Annotated in this window: 17 protein-coding genes and 1 pseudogene; 12 read left to right on the forward strand and 6 right to left on the reverse strand. The window is 64.9% G+C overall.

What is annotated here, in order from left to right; all coding sequences use genetic code 11:
- Nucleotides 1-38: 38 nt before the first annotated feature.
- Complete coding sequence (locus OG225_RS25795; RefSeq protein WP_405177635.1) at nt 39-1,178, reverse strand: N-acetylmuramoyl-L-alanine amidase; 1,140 nt, start codon at nt 1,176-1,178, stop codon at nt 39-41.
- Between the two features lie 217 nt (nt 1,179-1,395).
- Nucleotides 1,396-1,905, reverse strand: a complete 510-nt coding sequence (locus OG225_RS25800; RefSeq protein ID WP_254190049.1) for a sigma-70 family RNA polymerase sigma factor — start codon at nt 1,903-1,905, stop codon at nt 1,396-1,398.
- 226 nt (nt 1,906-2,131) lie between these two features.
- Here OG225_RS25800 and OG225_RS25805 point away from each other — a divergent pair, with 226 nt between their 5' ends.
- Both OG225_RS25805 and OG225_RS25810 read left to right on the forward strand, forming a co-directional pair.
- A complete protein-coding gene (locus tag OG225_RS25805; RefSeq protein WP_405177636.1) occupies nt 2,132-2,881 on the forward strand; it encodes an SDR family oxidoreductase in 750 nt (249 codons plus the stop codon).
- Nucleotides 2,882-3,161: 280 nt separating this feature from the next.
- Entirely contained in the window at nt 3,162-3,854 is a 693-nt protein-coding gene (locus tag OG225_RS25810; protein WP_216911918.1) for a hypothetical protein, read from the forward strand.
- A gap of 78 nt (nt 3,855-3,932) precedes the next feature.
- Here OG225_RS25810 and OG225_RS25815 read toward each other — a convergent pair whose 3' ends face one another.
- A complete protein-coding gene (locus OG225_RS25815; protein WP_405177637.1) occupies nt 3,933-4,790 on the reverse strand; it encodes a cyclopropane mycolic acid synthase family methyltransferase in 858 nt (285 codons plus the stop codon).
- A gap of 377 nt (nt 4,791-5,167) precedes the next feature.
- Here OG225_RS25815 and OG225_RS25820 point away from each other — a divergent pair.
- Nucleotides 5,168-6,268, forward strand: a pseudogene (locus OG225_RS25820) (transcription termination factor Rho, short form); the annotation flags it as partial.
- Nucleotides 6,269-6,393: 125 nt separating this feature from the next.
- Here OG225_RS25820 and OG225_RS25825 read toward each other — a convergent pair.
- Entirely contained in the window at nt 6,394-6,831 is a 438-nt protein-coding gene (locus tag OG225_RS25825) for a DoxX family protein (protein ID WP_405177638.1), read from the reverse strand.
- Between the two features lie 100 nt (nt 6,832-6,931).
- Here OG225_RS25825 and OG225_RS25830 point away from each other — a divergent pair, with 100 nt between their 5' ends.
- Both OG225_RS25830 and OG225_RS25835 read left to right on the forward strand, forming a co-directional pair.
- The gene (locus tag OG225_RS25830; protein ID WP_405177639.1) at nt 6,932-7,501 is read left to right on the forward strand and encodes a WHG domain-containing protein; all 570 of its coding nucleotides are present in this window, start codon (nt 6,932-6,934) and stop codon (nt 7,499-7,501) included.
- Between the two features lie 88 nt (nt 7,502-7,589).
- Complete coding sequence (locus OG225_RS25835) at nt 7,590-8,012, forward strand: hypothetical protein (protein ID WP_405177640.1); 423 nt, start codon at nt 7,590-7,592, stop codon at nt 8,010-8,012.
- Here OG225_RS25835 and OG225_RS25840 read toward each other — a convergent pair.
- Complete coding sequence (locus OG225_RS25840; protein ID WP_405177641.1) at nt 7,997-8,788, reverse strand: helix-turn-helix transcriptional regulator; 792 nt, start codon at nt 8,786-8,788, stop codon at nt 7,997-7,999. The two genes, OG225_RS25835 and OG225_RS25840, sit on opposite strands and share 16 nt — an antisense overlap.
- A gap of 101 nt (nt 8,789-8,889) precedes the next feature.
- Here OG225_RS25840 and OG225_RS25845 point away from each other — a divergent pair, with 101 nt between their 5' ends.
- On the forward strand, nt 8,890-9,432 hold the full coding sequence (locus OG225_RS25845) for a hypothetical protein (protein WP_405177642.1): 543 nt from the start codon (nt 8,890-8,892) through the stop codon (nt 9,430-9,432).
- A gap of 171 nt (nt 9,433-9,603) precedes the next feature.
- Here the strand turns inward: OG225_RS25845 and OG225_RS25850 are convergent, their stop codons facing one another.
- On the reverse strand, nt 9,604-10,986 hold the full coding sequence (locus tag OG225_RS25850) for an IS1380 family transposase (protein WP_405183370.1): 1,383 nt from the start codon (nt 10,984-10,986) through the stop codon (nt 9,604-9,606).
- 437 nt (nt 10,987-11,423) lie between these two features.
- Here OG225_RS25850 and OG225_RS25855 point away from each other — a divergent pair, with 437 nt between their 5' ends.
- From OG225_RS25855 to OG225_RS25880, 6 genes are all read left to right on the forward strand, one after another.
- Nucleotides 11,424-13,019 (forward strand): TY-Chap domain-containing protein, encoded by a 1,596-nt coding sequence (locus OG225_RS25855; protein ID WP_405177643.1) that lies wholly within the window; start codon nt 11,424-11,426, stop codon nt 13,017-13,019.
- A gap of 163 nt (nt 13,020-13,182) precedes the next feature.
- Nucleotides 13,183-13,521 (forward strand): ESX-1 secretion-associated protein, encoded by a 339-nt coding sequence (locus tag OG225_RS25860; protein ID WP_405177644.1) that lies wholly within the window; start codon nt 13,183-13,185, stop codon nt 13,519-13,521.
- A complete protein-coding gene (locus tag OG225_RS25865) occupies nt 13,518-13,739 on the forward strand; it encodes a WXG100 family type VII secretion target (RefSeq protein WP_405177645.1) in 222 nt (73 codons plus the stop codon). The genes OG225_RS25860 and OG225_RS25865 overlap by 4 nt, the downstream gene beginning before the upstream one ends.
- Nucleotides 13,740-13,820: 81 nt before the next feature.
- A complete protein-coding gene (locus tag OG225_RS25870) occupies nt 13,821-15,080 on the forward strand; it encodes a hypothetical protein (RefSeq protein WP_405177646.1) in 1,260 nt (419 codons plus the stop codon).
- 18 nt (nt 15,081-15,098) lie between these two features.
- Nucleotides 15,099-15,320 (forward strand): hypothetical protein, encoded by a 222-nt coding sequence (locus OG225_RS25875; protein ID WP_405177647.1) that lies wholly within the window; start codon nt 15,099-15,101, stop codon nt 15,318-15,320.
- A 13-nt stretch (nt 15,321-15,333) separates the two neighbouring features.
- On the forward strand, nt 15,334-15,546 hold the full coding sequence (locus tag OG225_RS25880) for a hypothetical protein (protein ID WP_405177648.1): 213 nt from the start codon (nt 15,334-15,336) through the stop codon (nt 15,544-15,546).
- Nucleotides 15,547-15,869 lie beyond the last annotated feature (323 nt).

Raw genomic sequence — 15,869 nt, forward strand, 5'->3', positions numbered from 1 at the left:
GCGCGCGGTCACGTCGGAGACGAGCGTTTCGTCCCCGTCTAGTCGGTGGGACCGAACAGTGCGGCGGCGAGCGTGTACGCCAGGTTGATCAGTTCGCCGCTGATCGCGGATTCGTCCATGCCGAGTGCCTTCGCCAGCGGCAGGAGCAACTTCGTGATGCTGCCGATGATGTCGTCACTGCCCGGTGTCGCGCCGGTGCCGGGGGTCGCACCGGTCCCCGGCGTGGTGCCGATACCGGGCGTGGACTGCGCGCCGGGAACGGTGGTCCCGGGCGCCGTCTTGTACTGCGGAGCCGCCGCTCCCGGCGCGACCTGCCCGGGTACCGGGTTGGCCGGGGCGGTGGCCGGGCGGTCACCCGCCGAACCGCTGGCTCCCGGCGCGGCGGCCGGGGTGGCCGACAGCAGGTAGCTGACGACACCGGTGGTGATCGCGAGGGCGTGGCGCAATTGCCCGTCCGGGGATTCCAGGGCCGCCGCGTCCTCGGCGTTCGCGCCGTTGCCCATCTCGAGGAAGATATTGGGCACGGTGGTCAGCGCGGGCCCCGCGATATCGGCCCTGGTCTGTAGACCTTCGCGCACCCCGGCGTAATCGGCGGGCTGGAAACCGGCCTGGACGTAGGCGTCGCGCACCGCCTTGGACGCCGCGAGTCCCTGGGTGGATTGCACCTGGTCGGCCTTGGCATTCGGAATCGGCAGCTGCGGGACGATCAGGTGGAAACCCTTGGACTGCGCGGGGGCGCTGTCGGCGTGGATGCTGACGGCGACAGCGGCGCCGGACTCGTTCGCCGCGCGGGCCCGGTCGTCGACGCAACCGCCCCAGCCCGCGTCGTCCTGGCGGCTCAACACCACGCGCGCGCCGATGCTCTCCAGCGAGGTCTTCACCAGCTGGGCGACATTCCAGTTGATGGTGTGCTCGGGTATTCCGTTGAGCGAGGTCATGCCGGTGGTCTGGCAATCCTTGGTGCCACCGCGGCCGTTGTCGACCTGTCGTGCCAGGTTCTCGTTGTGGTTCGAGCCCGCATGGCCCGGATCGAGGAATATCGTCCGGCCCACGAGCACGGTGGCGGCGTCCGGGGAGACCGGCGCGGCGGCGGCGGTCGGAACCATCCCGGAGACGGTCACCACTACCGCGGCCGTCACGGCGGTGCAGATACCGGTCTTGATGATGCTTGGCTTCATGTGCGGTGTCGGTGCCCCGGAACGGAGCACCCCTCCCTTCCCACTAGTAACACCAAACCCAGTAATTCACTCTTGCAACGTCTTCATCTCCAAGCAAGGACTGTTACGGAAACGTAACGTACCGCGATTATGCCTGTTCAGGGGGCAGCCGACGGGTCGAATCGCCGAGAGGTCACCGGATCGGCGCCGATTTCCTCGGCGCGGCCTCGGCGGGGGATCAAGCCCCGAGCGGCAGTCTGCGCAGGGACCGCAGGGCGTAGTGCACCCGGGTCTTCACCGTACCGACCGGCACGCCGAAATCGTCGGCGACCTCCTGATACGCACGATCGCGCAGGATCACCTCGACGACGGCCTCGCGCTGGGCGGCGGGCAGTCTCGCGAGCAGGTCGGCGACCAGCAACCCGTCGGTGACGTTGTCGGTGAAATCCGGACTGGCGTAGCACCCGTCGCCGGTATCGCCGAGTTCGTCCCATCGAACGTCACCGGGCCGGATCGCGCGCGAACGCGCGAGGTCGATCATGACGTTGCGCTGGATGGCCAGCAGCCAGGTCCGGACCGACCCCTTGTCCGGGTCGAAGCGCGAGCACGAGCGCCAAGCCCGCAGCAGGGTTTCCTGTACCACCTGCTCGGCCTGCCCGGTATCGCCACCCAGTCCGCGCATCGCGCGCCAGTGCAGTAGCGCGCGGTCGGCGGCCAGTACCGCGGCGATCCCCGCATCCGTGCACAATCCAGCGCAGCGGATGCCACACATCCGCCGCGGTCCCGCGGCGACCGACCGTATTCCACTCACACCATCGATATCGCGGGCAAGCCTGGGAATGACAACCGCGCCGCGACCGAATCTTTCGAAGATCCGAGGCCCATCACCTCAGCGTATGTGAGGCAAATCCCGCTATCGACTACGAGCGGATAACCATCTCCGGCGGATCCGGCACGCCGCTATCGTCTGCCGCATGACGAGAAGCAGGGTTCTGATCACCGGGGCGAGCGCAGGCCTCGGCGCGGGCATGGCACGGGATTTCGCACGTAAGGGCCGCGATCTGGCACTGTGCGCCCGGCGGCTCGACGCTCTGGAGAGTCTGCGCGCCGAACTCACCGCGGCGCATCCGGGAATCACGGTCGCGGTGCGAGCGCTCGACGTCGACGATCACGCGGCAGTCCCCCGGGTCTTCGGCGAATTACGTGACGATCTCGGCGGCCTCGACCGGGTGATCGTCAACGCGGGCCTCGGCAAGGGCGCGCGGATCGGCACCGGCCGCGCCGACGCCAATATCGCCACCGCGACCACCAACTTCGTCGGCGCGCTCGCCCAGATAGAGGCGGCGATGGAGATCTTCCGCGCCCAGCAGGCCGGTCACCTCGTTCTCGTCTCCTCGATGAGCGCTGTGCGCGGACTTCCCGGTACCAAGGCCGCGTATTCGGCGAGCAAGGCGGGACTGGCCGCGCTGGGCGAGGCGCTGACGGTCGAACTGGCGCCCGGCCCCATCGCGGTCACGACCCTGCTTCCCGGTTTCATCGCGACCGATATGGCCGCCAAGGCCGGTGACGCGAAGCTGGTCGCGCCGCTGGACAAAGGTGTGGCCGCGATGGTTCGCGCGATCGAGAAGGAACAGATCCGCGCCTGCGTGCCCGGTTGGCCGTGGCGGTTCATCGACAAGGCCCTCCCGTTGCTCCCGCGCGCGGTCGTCGCCAAGCTCGGCTGAGCGATACCGGAACACAGACACCTCTCAGCAACCTCTGATCACATTTCCATCTCCGATGTTGTGCGTTACGCCACATTTGACGTCGCTGAAAGTTTGCTAAATGTCCGAATTAACAACTTCCTAACGCAGTTCACTCCGAATTGACGCTTTACTTGCGGGTTTCGTTACCTTACCGTAATCAATGAAGACAAACCTACTGGAAGGTTTGCTTCTGCGAGCCGCGCCGGCTCGAGCCCCGAGGGGCCGAAGGTGCTCCTGCTGAGGAAAGTGTTCCAAATTCATGAAGCTCAAGAAGTTCGCTGCGACATCTGCCCTGGTTATCGCCGCTGTTGGCGTCACAAGCGCGACCGCCTACGCCGCTCCGGCTCCGGCACCCGCGCCTGGTTCGACGATCCAGACCGATGTGCTTCCCGGAATCCACTACACCGCGAATATCGTGGACAACTCCGTCGTACTGAAGACCGACGCCGGATCGCTGACGACCCAGGGCTCGCAGTTCCAGGTGCTCGACGGCCAGGGCAACCTGGTTGCCGGAATGCCGCTGACCTATCTCAAGGACGGCATGGAATGGCCGATCGCCGCCCAGGTCGACGGAAATACCGCGACTTTCACACCGAGCACCGACGTGGCTGACGCCCGTCCGGCGACCATGCTGCAGCCGGTCGCCGCCCAGGACATCGGCGGCGCCGACTTCAACTCCTCGCTGAGCGTCGCCGCCACCCAGTTCGGTCTCGCGACCGGTATCGGCACCCTCGTCGGCTCCCTCGTCGGCGGCGTCCTCGGTTGTGTCGCGGGCGCGATCATCGGCGCTCCGCTGGTCGTTCCCACCTTCTTCGCCGGACCCCTCGGCCTCTGTGTCGCCGGTGCGGGCGTCGGCATCGCGCTCGGCGCGGCGGCGGGCATGATCGTGCTCGGCGTCCCCGTCGGCATCGCCAGCGCCATCCAGTTCTACAACGCGGTCTACGGGGCCTGATCCCACCACGCGTCACCGATCGCCCGGCCGCCACCTCGACGTGGCGCGCCGGGCATCTGTGTCCTCACGGGTCACGCGCTACTTGGACAGCGTGAACTGCATGACGTCCAGGTGCCCGCTGCGGAAATGCGCCGCGCAGCCGGTGAGGTATTTCAGATAGCGGGCGTACACCTGTTCGGACGTGAGGCGCACCGCCTCGTCACGGTGGGCTACCAGGGCGCGCGCCCAGTGATCGAGGGTGCGGGCGTAGTGCGCTTGCAGCGGCTGGATCCGCTCCGTACCGAACCCGGCCATACCCGCCGATCTGGTCACCACCGCGGGCTGGGGCAACTGCCCGCCGGGGAAGATCTCCCGCTTGATGAAGATGTGGAACAGCGCCGTCTCGCGGGTCACCGGAATATTCATCCGGCGCAGGTCGTTGAGAGTATGACCGACGATGGTGTGCAGCAGCATCCGCCCGTCGGCGGGCAGGATTCGATAGCAGCGCTGGAAGAAGTCCTGGTACCGTTCGCGCCGGAAATGCTCGAACGCGCCGATACTGACGATCCGATCCACGGATTCGCCGAATTCCTCCCAGCCCTGTAGCCGTACCCGCGCATCGGACAGGCCGCGCCGTTCGATCTCCGATGCGACGTGATCGTGTTGATTGCGGCTGAGCGTCAGGCCGACGACCCGCACCCCGTACTTCTCGGCCGCGCGGAACATCGTTGCGCCCCAACCGCATCCGATGTCGAGCAGGAGCATGCCGGGTTCGAGCCCGAGTTTGCCGAGCGCCAGGTCGATCTTGGCGGTCTGGGCCTGTTCCAGCGTCATCGCGTCGTCTTCGAAGTAGGCACAGCTGTAGGTCATCGACGGGTCGAGAAATATTCGATAGAACTCGTCGGACAGGTCGTAGTGCGCTTGGACATCCTCGTAGAACGGCTTCAACGCTCCCATGGCGTACCTCCCTCGTTGTGGACGACTACAGGGGATACGTGGGGACCGCCGTCGGGGTTCACCATTTGCGCAGGAAGTGCGGTACCGGGTACTGTCGCGGTGGACATCTCCTTGTGGATGTAGACAAATGTCCCGGCCGATTCATCCGGCCGCATCTCCCGCAGGCGAGTTCGAACCTCTTCCCGACACGGCTGTACGCCGTCACAACGGGACCACTGCGGCACCCGCTGAGCAGCCACTCGCGGCTCCCCCTCTTCGTTTCCGGCTCGTCCGAACCTTCGACGATCTTCCGGATCACCAACTCTCCCCTAGGAAAACCCATGAAAGACAACACTTCTCCCACGAATACCCACGAAAACTCCCGTCCCGCAGAATATCCCGTCAGCGGCAACCTCGATATCGTCGGCAACAACGCGACGCTGCGGGTCGAGGGCTATCTGCCCGACCCGCGCGACCTCCACGTCACGCCCCGGCTGATCCACGACAACGGCTTGCGGCGCGGCGATTTCGTTACCGGAACCGCACGCGCGGCGTCGAGGAACGACCGGCACGACCCGCTCACCCGGGTCGACACGGTCAACGGCCTCGATCCGGCCCGGGCGAAACTCCGGCCGAACTTCGCCGACCTCACGCCGATCTACCCGAATCAACGGCTGCGTCTGGAAACCGAGCAGCACGAGATGACCACCAGGGTCGCCGACCTGGTCATGCCGATCGGCAAGGGCCAGCGAGCCCTGATCGTCGCACCGCCGAAAGCGGGGAAAACCTCTGTCCTCCAAGCCATCGCGCACGGGATCGCCAAGAACAACCCCGAATGCGAACTCATGCTGGTCCTGGTCGGCGAACGTCCGGAAGAGGTCACCGATCTGGCCAGGTCCGTGCCCGCCGATATCGCCGCGGCCACCTTCGACCATTCGCCGAAAGAACATGTCGCGCTGGCCGAACTGGCGATCGAACGGGCCAAACGTCTGGTCGAGATGGGCCGCGACGTGGTGGTCCTCCTCGATTCGCTGACCCGCCTGGCCCGCGCCTACAACCTCGCCGCACCCGCGTCGGGGCGGATCCTCTCCGGCGGCGTCGACGCGGCGGCCCTGGCCCCGCCCAAGCGTTTCCTCGGCGCGGCCCGGAATATCGAGCACGGCGGCTCGCTCACCATCATCGCCAGCACCCTGGTCGAAACCGGTTCGCAGGCCGATACCGTGATCTTCGAGGAATACAAGAGCACCGGCAACGCCGAACTCAAACTGGACCGCGCCGCCGCGAGCAAGCGTGTCTTCCCCGCGGTCGATATCGCCCAGTCCAGCACCCGCAAGGACGAATTACTGCTGGCCCCGGCCGAATTGGCCGCGACCCACGCGCTGCGCCGCACCCTCGCCGCCGTCGACGGCGGCCAATCCCTCGAACTACTTCTCGAAGGACTGCGCCGCACCCAGACCAACGCCGAATTCCTCACCCAGCTCTCCACCCCGGGGCGCTGACGGCTTTAAGGGCTCTTTAAGCCGCTGTCAAGGCACCCCAGGCATATTTATTTCAGCCCCGGTGGGGGCCTGCTCCAGGAGGGGGGAGCAGGGCCCGCCGGGGCCCTTTCGTCGGTTCGACGCGGCTATCCGAATATCACCAGGGCCGTCGCGCCGAGGAAGACGAGTTGGACCAGGCCGCGTAGCGGTAGGGGCATGGTCTTCACGCCGACACCGGCGCGCGCGGCGCGCACGTTCGCCGGGAACATCGCGATCAGCAGCAGGGCCAGGCCGGCCGCGGCGAGTGCCGAGGTGGGCGGGATCAGCAGGCCGAGCGCGCCCGCCAACTCGAGAATTCCGGTGACGGTGACCAGGGTTGCCGGATTCGGCAGTCGGGGCGACACCATCGCGATGAGGGCGTCGCGGCGCGGCTGTTGGAAGTGGGCGATGCCGGTGAGCAGGAACATCGCGGCCAGTCCGAGCGCGGCGGCGCGCGCCCAGGAATCGAGCGGACCGATATCGCCGAGCCATCCGACCAGGCGCGCGAGCGCGGTGACGACGAGGAGTACGAGCAGGGGTGCCATCGGGGGCCTCCGGGGATCTCACGGCCAATCTTGACAGTGGCAAGATTAACCACGTCGGAGGGAACTTGTCAATGACAAGATTGGGCGTCACCATGGGGGAATGACGAAAAGCGGATACCACCACGGCGATCTGCGCGCGACCATCCTGGCCGCGGCCGCCGAACAGATCGCCGCCGATGGCGTCGACGCGGTGTCGCTGCGCGGACTGGCCCGCAGGGCGGGCGTCTCGCACGCGGCGCCCGCCCACCATTTCGGCGACCGCGCGGGTCTGCTCACCGCGCTCGCGATCGAGGGTTTCGACCTGCTCGCCGCCGAACTGACGGGGGCCGGATCGGATTTCCGCGAGGTCGCGGTCGCCTATATCCGCTTCGCGTTGCGGCACCGGGGCCATTTCGACGTGATGTACCGCGGCGAACTGCTACGCACCGACGATCCGGAACTCACCCGGGCCCGCACCGACTCCGGGGCGGCCTTGCGCGCCGGGGTCGCCGAACTCCCCGCACGCCGTTCACCGGAACGTGACCGGGCCACCCAACTCGCCGCCTGGTCGCTCGTGCACGGCTTCGCCACGCTGTGGCGCGAAGGGGCCTTGGCGAATTCGACGCTGACGACGTCCGATGATCCGGAGACGCTGGCCAGGGCTATGATCGATACCGTTCAGTTCGACTGAACCGCAATTGTTCCCGGCCTCGATTTCCGGGAACACTGGGCCGTGCCCACCGCCTCGGTGATAGGCAGGGACCAGCGAAAGGGGCACCATGGAAGTCCACGCCTATCCCACCGAAGCGACCGTCCCGGTGGATCTGGCCGAAGCGCGACGCATCGCCGATCTACACCTGCGCGATCCGGACGACGCCGCCGACGACATCGGCTCGGTGGTGACGGAATTCGACGCCGGGTTCACCGTGGTCGCCGTTCGCGGAACCGCGGAAGCGGACAGACTGCCCAAGCCCGCGATCGGCGGATCGGTCTGCGTCATCGACAAATCGACCGGCGCGATCTCCTTCTGGCCGACCTATCCGACCGCCCTGATCGCCGAACAGTACGCCGTGATGCGCGACACCGGCCGCCTGGTGGTCGAGGACAGTTGGCCCGACCCCGAGGATTTCGACCTCGTCACCTCCGCCACCGGCGAGGATGTCGACGACGCTGTCCTCGCCATCGATTACGAATCGAGCTGACCGGCGACCCGCACCCGATCCGCCTCGGTCACCGGAAGTTGCGCCACCAGCAGCAGATCCGGATTCTCCACCAGCCGTAGCTGATACAGCGCCAACTCGATCGGACCGGCCTCGGGATGCTCGATGACGATCGCGGCCGGACGGAAGTCGCGCACCGGATACTCCGACCACCAGGTGCGGAATTCGGGGCTCGCCTCGGACAGTCCGGCCACGATCGCGGCCAGGCGCGCGTCGTCGCGGCGACGCCCGACCACCGCGCGGAACTGACTCAGCACCGCACGCGCGGCCCGCTCCCACTCGCGCATCGCCGCGCGATTACGCTCGTCGGTGAACATCCACCACAGCAGATTGCGACGATCGGGCGCGAGTTCGGCGGGGTCGGTGCGGATCCGGCGGAACGCCTCGTTCCAAACCACGAAATCGAAATACGAGTCGTGCACGACCACCAGGCTCGGCGACATCGAGTCCACCAATCGTTGCATCCGTGAAATCGCCTCGGTCACATCACGTTCCACCGTGGGATCGGACAGACCCGCCAGCGTGCGCAGGTGCCGGCGCTCGACCGCGTCGAGCCGCAATGCCCGGGCCAGCGCGTCCACCACCTGCGAACTCGCCACGATCTTGCGGCCCTGCTCGAGCCACGTGTACCAGGTATGTCTCACTCCAGCGAGTAATGCCGACTCTGCACTCCCGAGGACCGCGGAAGCCCGAGCGATCAGCTGCAATACAGCGCGCTGCGGAGCGTCGGCCGACGCTCCGCGAATAGTCCTTAACATCAGGGAGTCGGCTCCAGGCTGCGGCCGAGAGAATGTAGTGTTGTCCCGGAGGTCCCATGTCAGAATCCTTTTTAGCGCAGTCCACTTCTTTGCCTCCGCCGATGTCGACGGAACAAGCGTTGATGCCGATGGCCACCATGCTTGCCCCGGACCCGTCTTGGGCCTTCTCGTTGGTCTGCCTGGTCTCGGATGCCTTCAACGATCCTGAGCGAGTTCGGCGGGACTTTCCCGAATGGTTCGATGTGCCCTCCTGGTCGCAACTCGAGCTGGCGCAGCGGGCTCTCCTCACCGGGCTGGCAGGCGACCTGTGGGGCCTGGATCCCGCTCTGGTCGGGTTCGACTGGTGCGCCAGCGCAGAGGAGATCCATGGCCAGTTGCGGCATATCCCGTTGTCTCCGCTGAAGTCGTGGGACCCGGACCCCACGAGGAACTACACCCGATCCGATCCTGATGCCGCTGCTCCATACCTGCAGGAGGCCGCCCGCCGAAGCCGCGCAGCGGGAATGGCCCTGTTCCGCATACACATCGGTGACTCGTTCGAATTGGGTTTCGTTCGCGCAGAACGAGGCGAACTACTCGTTGAGGACTCGCTGAGGGCGGGATTCGCGGCCATAGACCATACGTTCGAACTCATTGCTTCCTAGCCTCAATTTTTCGCCGGGCCAGCGGCCCGGCGTAGCCGGTTACGGATTTGTTGAAAACCGCTGATCAGCAGCTTTCGGGCAACCAGTAGTGCCCCGGTCAGCGGGTGACTGCCGGGTCCACGGGCCCGGGTAGATGTCCTTTCAGGGGGTCGTTGGGATGGTTTGCGCTGGTCAGTCAGAGCGCAGACGGGCCAGAGCGGCCACCAACACACCGGCATAGGATGCGTGGGCGCCCAGTCGTAAATGGGTGCGGCGGGCATGGCGAGCCAACCGGGCGGGTAGCGAAAATAGTTGCAAGCGAAGCGTTTTCGGTTCCCATCGGCGTGCGAGATGGTCGTGGAAACCGATCGTTTGCAGCCACGCGGTCAAGTCCAACGCCAGCGCGACGACCGCGAGCCAGATCTGGTTGCCGGTGAAGGACTTGAACGGCAGGTTCCGGGCACCGGTGTCTTTCGCGGCGCGGATACGGTCTTCGCAACGAGCCCGACGCCGGTGCCGTAACTCCAGATCAGGGAGTTGACCGCGCGTGGTATTGGTGACGAACGCGGTCAACCGCAGCCCATCGACATCGGTGAAACGTAGTTGCGCGCCCGGGTGCGGGCGTTCTTTCCTCACAACCAGCCGCATCCCTTTCGGCCAGCCCGAAAGATCTGCCAGACCGGTGATCTCGGCGACCCACGCGCCTTTACGGACTTCGCTTTCGGCGTCATAGGCCGGTGTCCACACGGTCTCGGGGACTTTCGCGATCGCTTCGACGAGGGTGTCGGTCAGGGTGAACCCGAGCGAATACTGCAGGTGACGGGCGGTGCAGTAGTCGACGAACGCGTGGGTGCCGCCACCGGCGTCGGTGCGGACCAACACTTTCCGGCCGACCCGATACCCAGGCTGGAACGGCAGTTGATTCAACGCCGCAGCGAGGACGGTCTTGTGGTCGGCGGCAGTATTGGCACCAGAGTTCCCCGGCCGCAACAACATTGATGCTGGTTCGCCGGTGCCGTGAGTGCCGTGGTCGATGAACGCGAGCAAAGGATGGAAGCCGAACCCCTTTTTGTAGGTCGATGCGGCGTTCTCCTTGTCCGAATGGGCGGCCAGCAGGGTCGCGTCGAGGTCGATGATCAGGGGGCGGGCTTCATCGATGTCGTGATCGGGGGCGTGAACTCCTGCGGTCTTCCACGCGATCGCCCGTGCGGTCGCCCGTGCGGAAGCGATGGCCTTCAGTGCTTTCGGTGCGTCAGCGGCCAACGTCGCGATCAACCGGGACACGGTCGGGTCCGAGGCAACGGAACCGAAAATGCCTGGCTCGCTGCGCAATACCGACAGGTCGGAGGCCCAGTCGCCGCCGATCGCGATCGAGACCGCGAGATCGAGCACGATCTTGCCGGGATCGTGGCTGGTCAAAGGTTTAGCCCATCGCGACAACTCCTGTGCCAGGGCGTGGTCGAGTCCAACCGTTGCCGCGGTGTCGAGCAACGCGACCGCGCCGGCGTGGGACACGACACCGGTTCCTTGCCGGTCAACTTTCAGCGATGGGTACCACGACGTAGACTGCCTCACCAGAAGGGTGCTCCCGAACTCGATAGTTTCTTCCCTAGACAAGAAGAATTATCGCAGGTCAGAGCACCTTTCGCCATTTTCGGTGCAGGTCAGAGGCTATTTCCATGACCAGCCGAGGCTAGTGTTCCGAGCCATCCGCGATCGATGCCGTGACCACTCCCGCGCGGTAGCGGCAGGTCTGGTATCAGCCAGCGGGATTGCGGGGCCGATGCTGGACAGCATCCACAACGCTGCGCGACGCGGTGGCCATCTCGCTGTCGAGATCGGGCGTCCTAGAGCGCCGCGCGTGGGTGGCGGACAAACGGGTGATGTATCGACTGCTTGTCCGCCGACGACCAGTTCGGGGCACGACAGGGTGGGTTCCGGTGACGGCATTGAGCGGATCTGTGGTGTGCTAGCGTCTGCGCATTTGCTGGTTCGGGGAAGTGGATTGTTCGATGGGGTTCGGGAAGTTCTGGCGGCGCGACGGATCCGATACCGGCGAGACGCAGCCGGTTACAGATCGCGTGGTCGCCGAGGGTGCGGTGTGGGAGTGGTTCGCGGCCGGGTTGGCGTGGACGTTGTTCACCCTGCCGGAGGACGGCATTCTGACCTTGGTCGATGAGGACGGCACGGGTTGGTTTGCCCAATTCGGCAAGGCATCCGGGTTGCGGGCCGAGATCGGTTCGGGTGCGGTGAACGACGTGCCGGACTTGGCGCTGGCTGAGCGGGGCTGGCACCGGTCGGACGAGAACGAGCTCACCTGGTACCGGGACCTGCAATGGCCTGCCTACTACACAGACTACGAAGAGTTGGCGGACGCGGTGGTGGGGGCGCTGGTCCGTGTGGCGGGGGTGTCGCTCCCATTGGGAATGCGGTCGCAGTCGTGGAACGACGGTTTCGGTCCGGACCCCGATGTCAGTGAGCTTGCCGTTTTCGGTCTGGCTGCCGAGCGGGTGCGCGCCATGACCCCCGCGACCTTGCGCGAACTTGCCGAGATCGGCATGCGCAAGCTCGGTCAGACCAAGGTGATCGAACACGGAAACCACCAGAAGAGGACGATCGTCGCAGGTGTCGTTGTCGATACCGAGGGGTGGGAACTGCTCACCGGCGGCGGTGAGCAGTGGCCGCTGGGCGATCGGACAGTCGATTTCGTCGCATTGGCGGGCACGGACCGGCTGGTTGCCCTCGACGTGTACGTCGATGTCGATGATCCGGGTGACATCAGGCTCGACAACCGGATCATCGAAGGTAAACGGGTGGAGCGGGGAACGACACCCTTCATCGAGGCCGCGGTCCGCGCGAATCCGGACCTGGCGGACGCGCTCGCGGCGCGCGATCTGCTGACGGCCTTCCACGACGGCCGCATGAGTATCGACTATCAGTTGCTGACGCTGGACTCCGCTCACAACATGGCGCGGTTCGATATCAGTAGCTCCACCGAGAATCCGCGGACCGCGGCATCCGATCCGGCACCGCCGACACCCCGGAAGACCGACATCCGGTGCTTTCCCCTGCTGAAACCGGCCGACTGGCCCCACCGTGGGCTGGTCTGTCATCAGGAGACCGGGCCGGCTGCCGCGCCGATTGCCGTCGTGGCTGAGGATCACGAGGGTGAATTCGCCGTGGCGGTCGACCACCCGGACAGTGTCGACTTCCGGGCGCAGTGGGATTCGGCCATCACCAATCTGGAAGCGTTGCACTACGACTGGGAAATCGGCGAAGTCGCGACGATCCCGATCGCGAACTGCTCCGGCCACGACTTCTCGGCCGAGAAGATTCTCGACCCGAACGCCCTGCGTGTCGCTCATCGCTTCTTGAATGCGCGACAGCTGTGGGTGTCCGTGCCACGCCGAACCTGTCTGATGGCCGCGCCGACCACCCTGAACCAGGCCCAAGCGGTGGCGTTCGCCATCCTGATCCAGCGCACCTACGCCGACGATTCCTACGGCCACGCCCCCATCACCTCGGGGGTGTATGTCGTCGAAGACGGCAACATCGTCGACTTCATCGAAGACCCCGAAATCCTCCACGCCACCAGGAACTGCCGGTAACACCGCCGACTGCGGACCACCGCACGAATCGTGTTGGCAGTCTTCCACACCGGTACGGTCCACCACCGCCTGTCTCTCAACTGCATCGATCGGACGGTGCGACAGATGGTCCGGTTCGGTCGGCCGTTGCCGTGACGTTCGCAGGTCCGGTAGCCTTCGATTCGTGAGTGACGGGGGGATATCAGGGCCTGGACAGTACATTTCGGTGGTCCCCGAGCAGGTGCGCGATGTCGGCAAATACGTCTACGAAGTGGCCGCGGCGCTGCGTACTGCGCTGGATTCCGCGGCCAAGGATGTCGACGCGCTGACGAACGGGACATGGTCCGGTGACCTCGCGATCAAATTCGCGGACGGCTGGACCGAGGTCCATGATGGCGGTGGTCAGATTATGGCCGCACTATCGGATATGGCCGAGAAACTCGGTGTCACTGCCGATACTTACCAGGCCCGTGACGAGGACAACTCGTCCAGGCTGAACACTTCGAGCCTGGACCTACCATGAGTTCGGAATTCCAGGTCGACCTCGAGCATCTCGATGAGATCGTGGCGCGGCTGGCAGGGCTGGCGGGCTTCATATCCGAGTACCTCGATGAGATAGACAGCAGAGTCGGAGGTCTCACGAATACCGGGTGGGAAAGTGTGGCGGCGCAGGCGTATGCCGAGTTGCACCGCGAATGGGTAACAGGTGCACGAGAATTCACAGAGGGCGCCGGGATATGAGCGACGCCGCCCGCAAAGCCCACACCGGCTACAGTCGGGCGATCGAGATGAATCTGAGGATGCTCAAGGGGGGATGAGCCCGTGCGGGTCGACTGGGCGACTTACTATGACGCGGCCAAGAGATGCCATGACCTGGCAACCGAACTGCGCAGTGCAGATAAGCCGGTACACGATGCCGTCAAGGGTGAATGTGCTGGTATGGCGGGCGATTCGCCCGGATGTAGACAGTGGGGCGAAACCTACGACCGCGTCGCGCAACAAACAATGCAGAGCTGCACCCATCTCGCCGATGCTCTCACCAACTTCGGGAACGTGCTCTACGCCAATGGCTACAACTACGGGATAGTCAACGAGAGCGATCCGGCACCACAGGCGCCGACCGTCCAGCAGGTCTCGGAGTACAAGGTCACCATTCCGACGTCGGTGCACGACAACGGAAATGGTGTCAAGCACAACGGCGGCGTGGAGCAGTTCTTCAACGAACTGACCGCCAAGATCGTCGATACTTTTCACAAGCTTCCGAACGGCGATGTCGACAAGCTTTCGAAAGCCGCCACCACGTGGAAGAGCTTCGCGGAAAATGCGGCAGTCGCCGGAGCGAGCGCCCAGATCGCCACCATTTCGGCCCTGTTCGACGAGATGGATGACCCCGAGAACCGTAAGCTGATCCAAGACAGCTTCGGCATATTGAAGAGTGGAGCCGACAACCTCACAGCGGCTTCGCTCAATATCGCGGCCCCTGTAGCGGAGTACCACGACTCGATGCACGAGGTCGGCGACGCGATCAAGTCGCTGATGACGGGATTCGCTTGGGCGGTCGGACTGCTTGTCACCGGCGCGATTGTCGGCGCACTGTTCACCTTCGGCGGCTCGATCGTGGTGGGCGGAGGGGGCGTCGGGCTCGCGGTCGCGGACACCATCTCCGCCATACGTGGGCTGTACACGACCAAACGGCTCTTCCAGATTCTCCAAATCACCCTGGTCGCCGGTGTCACGGTCGGTGTCATCGAAGCTTTCGACAAGGTTCCCAGCCTCACCGAGAGCATCCAGGCGCTGGCAACGATCATCGCGATGAAAGTCTATGTCGACAGCGACGATGCTGTCGGGGGAACCGATCGCCCCTTGAAGGTCCCGGCATCGGGCTCAGGGAAAGACAAGGCCAGCGACGCACCGAGTTGGGCCAAGGGCAAGGCTCCCTATGTCGGAGAAAGCGGGAAGGCCTACGCTCGCCGACTGATGGACGAACACTATGGACCCGGTAACTGGGAAGGTACCGGCCCCAACAGCGAGTTCAATAAGATCAAGAAATACGGCGACCGCAGCTGGAAGAATCCCAACTAGAGAATGCGCGAGGTTCCGATGCGTTACGTCTACGTCTTGGACCACTGGTATGAATTGGACAATGGCACCGAGATCGTAAGAACGATAGGACTGTATTCGACCGAACTCGCCGCCGAACAGGCGGTCGCACGGATGAAGGACCTGCCAGGCTTCCGCGACCGCCCCGACAGTTTCAATATCGACCGATACACAGTAGGGAAAGATCACTGGGCAGAGGGATTCTTCATCCCTGAACACTGAAAAAGGAGAGCGGATGGAATCACTCTTTCTTCTCGAGCACGTACGTTCGGTCGGCAACGGCGCAGAAGATCGCAAACGCATCGGAATATATTCATCGGAACCCGACGCTCACGAGGCCATCGACCGTCTCCGCACACAGGATGGGTTCTCCGATTACCCAGACGGCTTCACCATCCAACGTTTCGAGATAGACGAAGATCATTGGACGGACGGGTATTCCGAATGATAGGTGGTCAGATTCTACGAACCAGCCCACACCGCCCAAGTCTCGAGCCCGCCGCGGTAGGTCTCGCGCGCGCGGGCGGCAACGGCCGAGAGTATGGACAGATATCTGATCGCCAAAGTTCTGCCGGGCATCCTGCGCAGTCAGCCGCACAGCCTGCCCTTTCGAGGCCGGGCGGCTCAGCGTGTCGATAAGGCGTCGTGATCGTCTCCCTCGCGTGTCAGGCACTCGAGGAGTGTGTAACCGACATCTCACCCCGGCGATCTCGGCGACCTCCTCCCTGCGCAATCCGGGGGTGCGACGCCTGCCCGGTTCCAGATCCGGTG

Source organism: Nocardia sp. NBC_01377 (assembly GCF_045040005.1).
Taxonomy (GTDB): Bacteria; Actinomycetota; Actinomycetes; order Mycobacteriales; family Mycobacteriaceae; genus Nocardia; species Nocardia noduli.

Coding starts and splice junctions, on each gene's coding strand:
- OG225_RS25865 (WP_405177645.1), top strand. CDS start 13,518: ATGAGTTCGGAATTCCAGGTCGACCTCGAGCATCTCGATGAGATCGTG.
- OG225_RS25835 (WP_405177640.1), top strand. CDS start 7,590: ATGGAAGTCCACGCCTATCCCACCGAAGCGACCGTCCCGGTGGATCTG.
- OG225_RS25825 (WP_405177638.1), bottom strand. CDS start 6,831: ATGGCACCCCTGCTCGTACTCCTCGTCGTCACCGCGCTCGCGCGCCTG.
- OG225_RS25830 (WP_405177639.1), top strand. CDS start 6,932: ATGACGAAAAGCGGATACCACCACGGCGATCTGCGCGCGACCATCCTG.
- OG225_RS25805 (WP_405177636.1), top strand. CDS start 2,132: ATGACGAGAAGCAGGGTTCTGATCACCGGGGCGAGCGCAGGCCTCGGC.
- OG225_RS25855 (WP_405177643.1), top strand. CDS start 11,424: ATGGGGTTCGGGAAGTTCTGGCGGCGCGACGGATCCGATACCGGCGAG.
- OG225_RS25840 (WP_405177641.1), bottom strand. CDS start 8,788: ATGTTAAGGACTATTCGCGGAGCGTCGGCCGACGCTCCGCAGCGCGCT.
- OG225_RS25875 (WP_405177647.1), top strand. CDS start 15,099: ATGCGTTACGTCTACGTCTTGGACCACTGGTATGAATTGGACAATGGC.
- OG225_RS25845 (WP_405177642.1), top strand. CDS start 8,890: ATGTCGACGGAACAAGCGTTGATGCCGATGGCCACCATGCTTGCCCCG.
- OG225_RS25815 (WP_405177637.1), bottom strand. CDS start 4,790: ATGGGAGCGTTGAAGCCGTTCTACGAGGATGTCCAAGCGCACTACGAC.
- OG225_RS25810 (WP_216911918.1), top strand. CDS start 3,162: ATGAAGCTCAAGAAGTTCGCTGCGACATCTGCCCTGGTTATCGCCGCT.
- OG225_RS25795 (WP_405177635.1), bottom strand. CDS start 1,178: ATGAAGCCAAGCATCATCAAGACCGGTATCTGCACCGCCGTGACGGCC.
- OG225_RS25880 (WP_405177648.1), top strand. CDS start 15,334: ATGGAATCACTCTTTCTTCTCGAGCACGTACGTTCGGTCGGCAACGGC.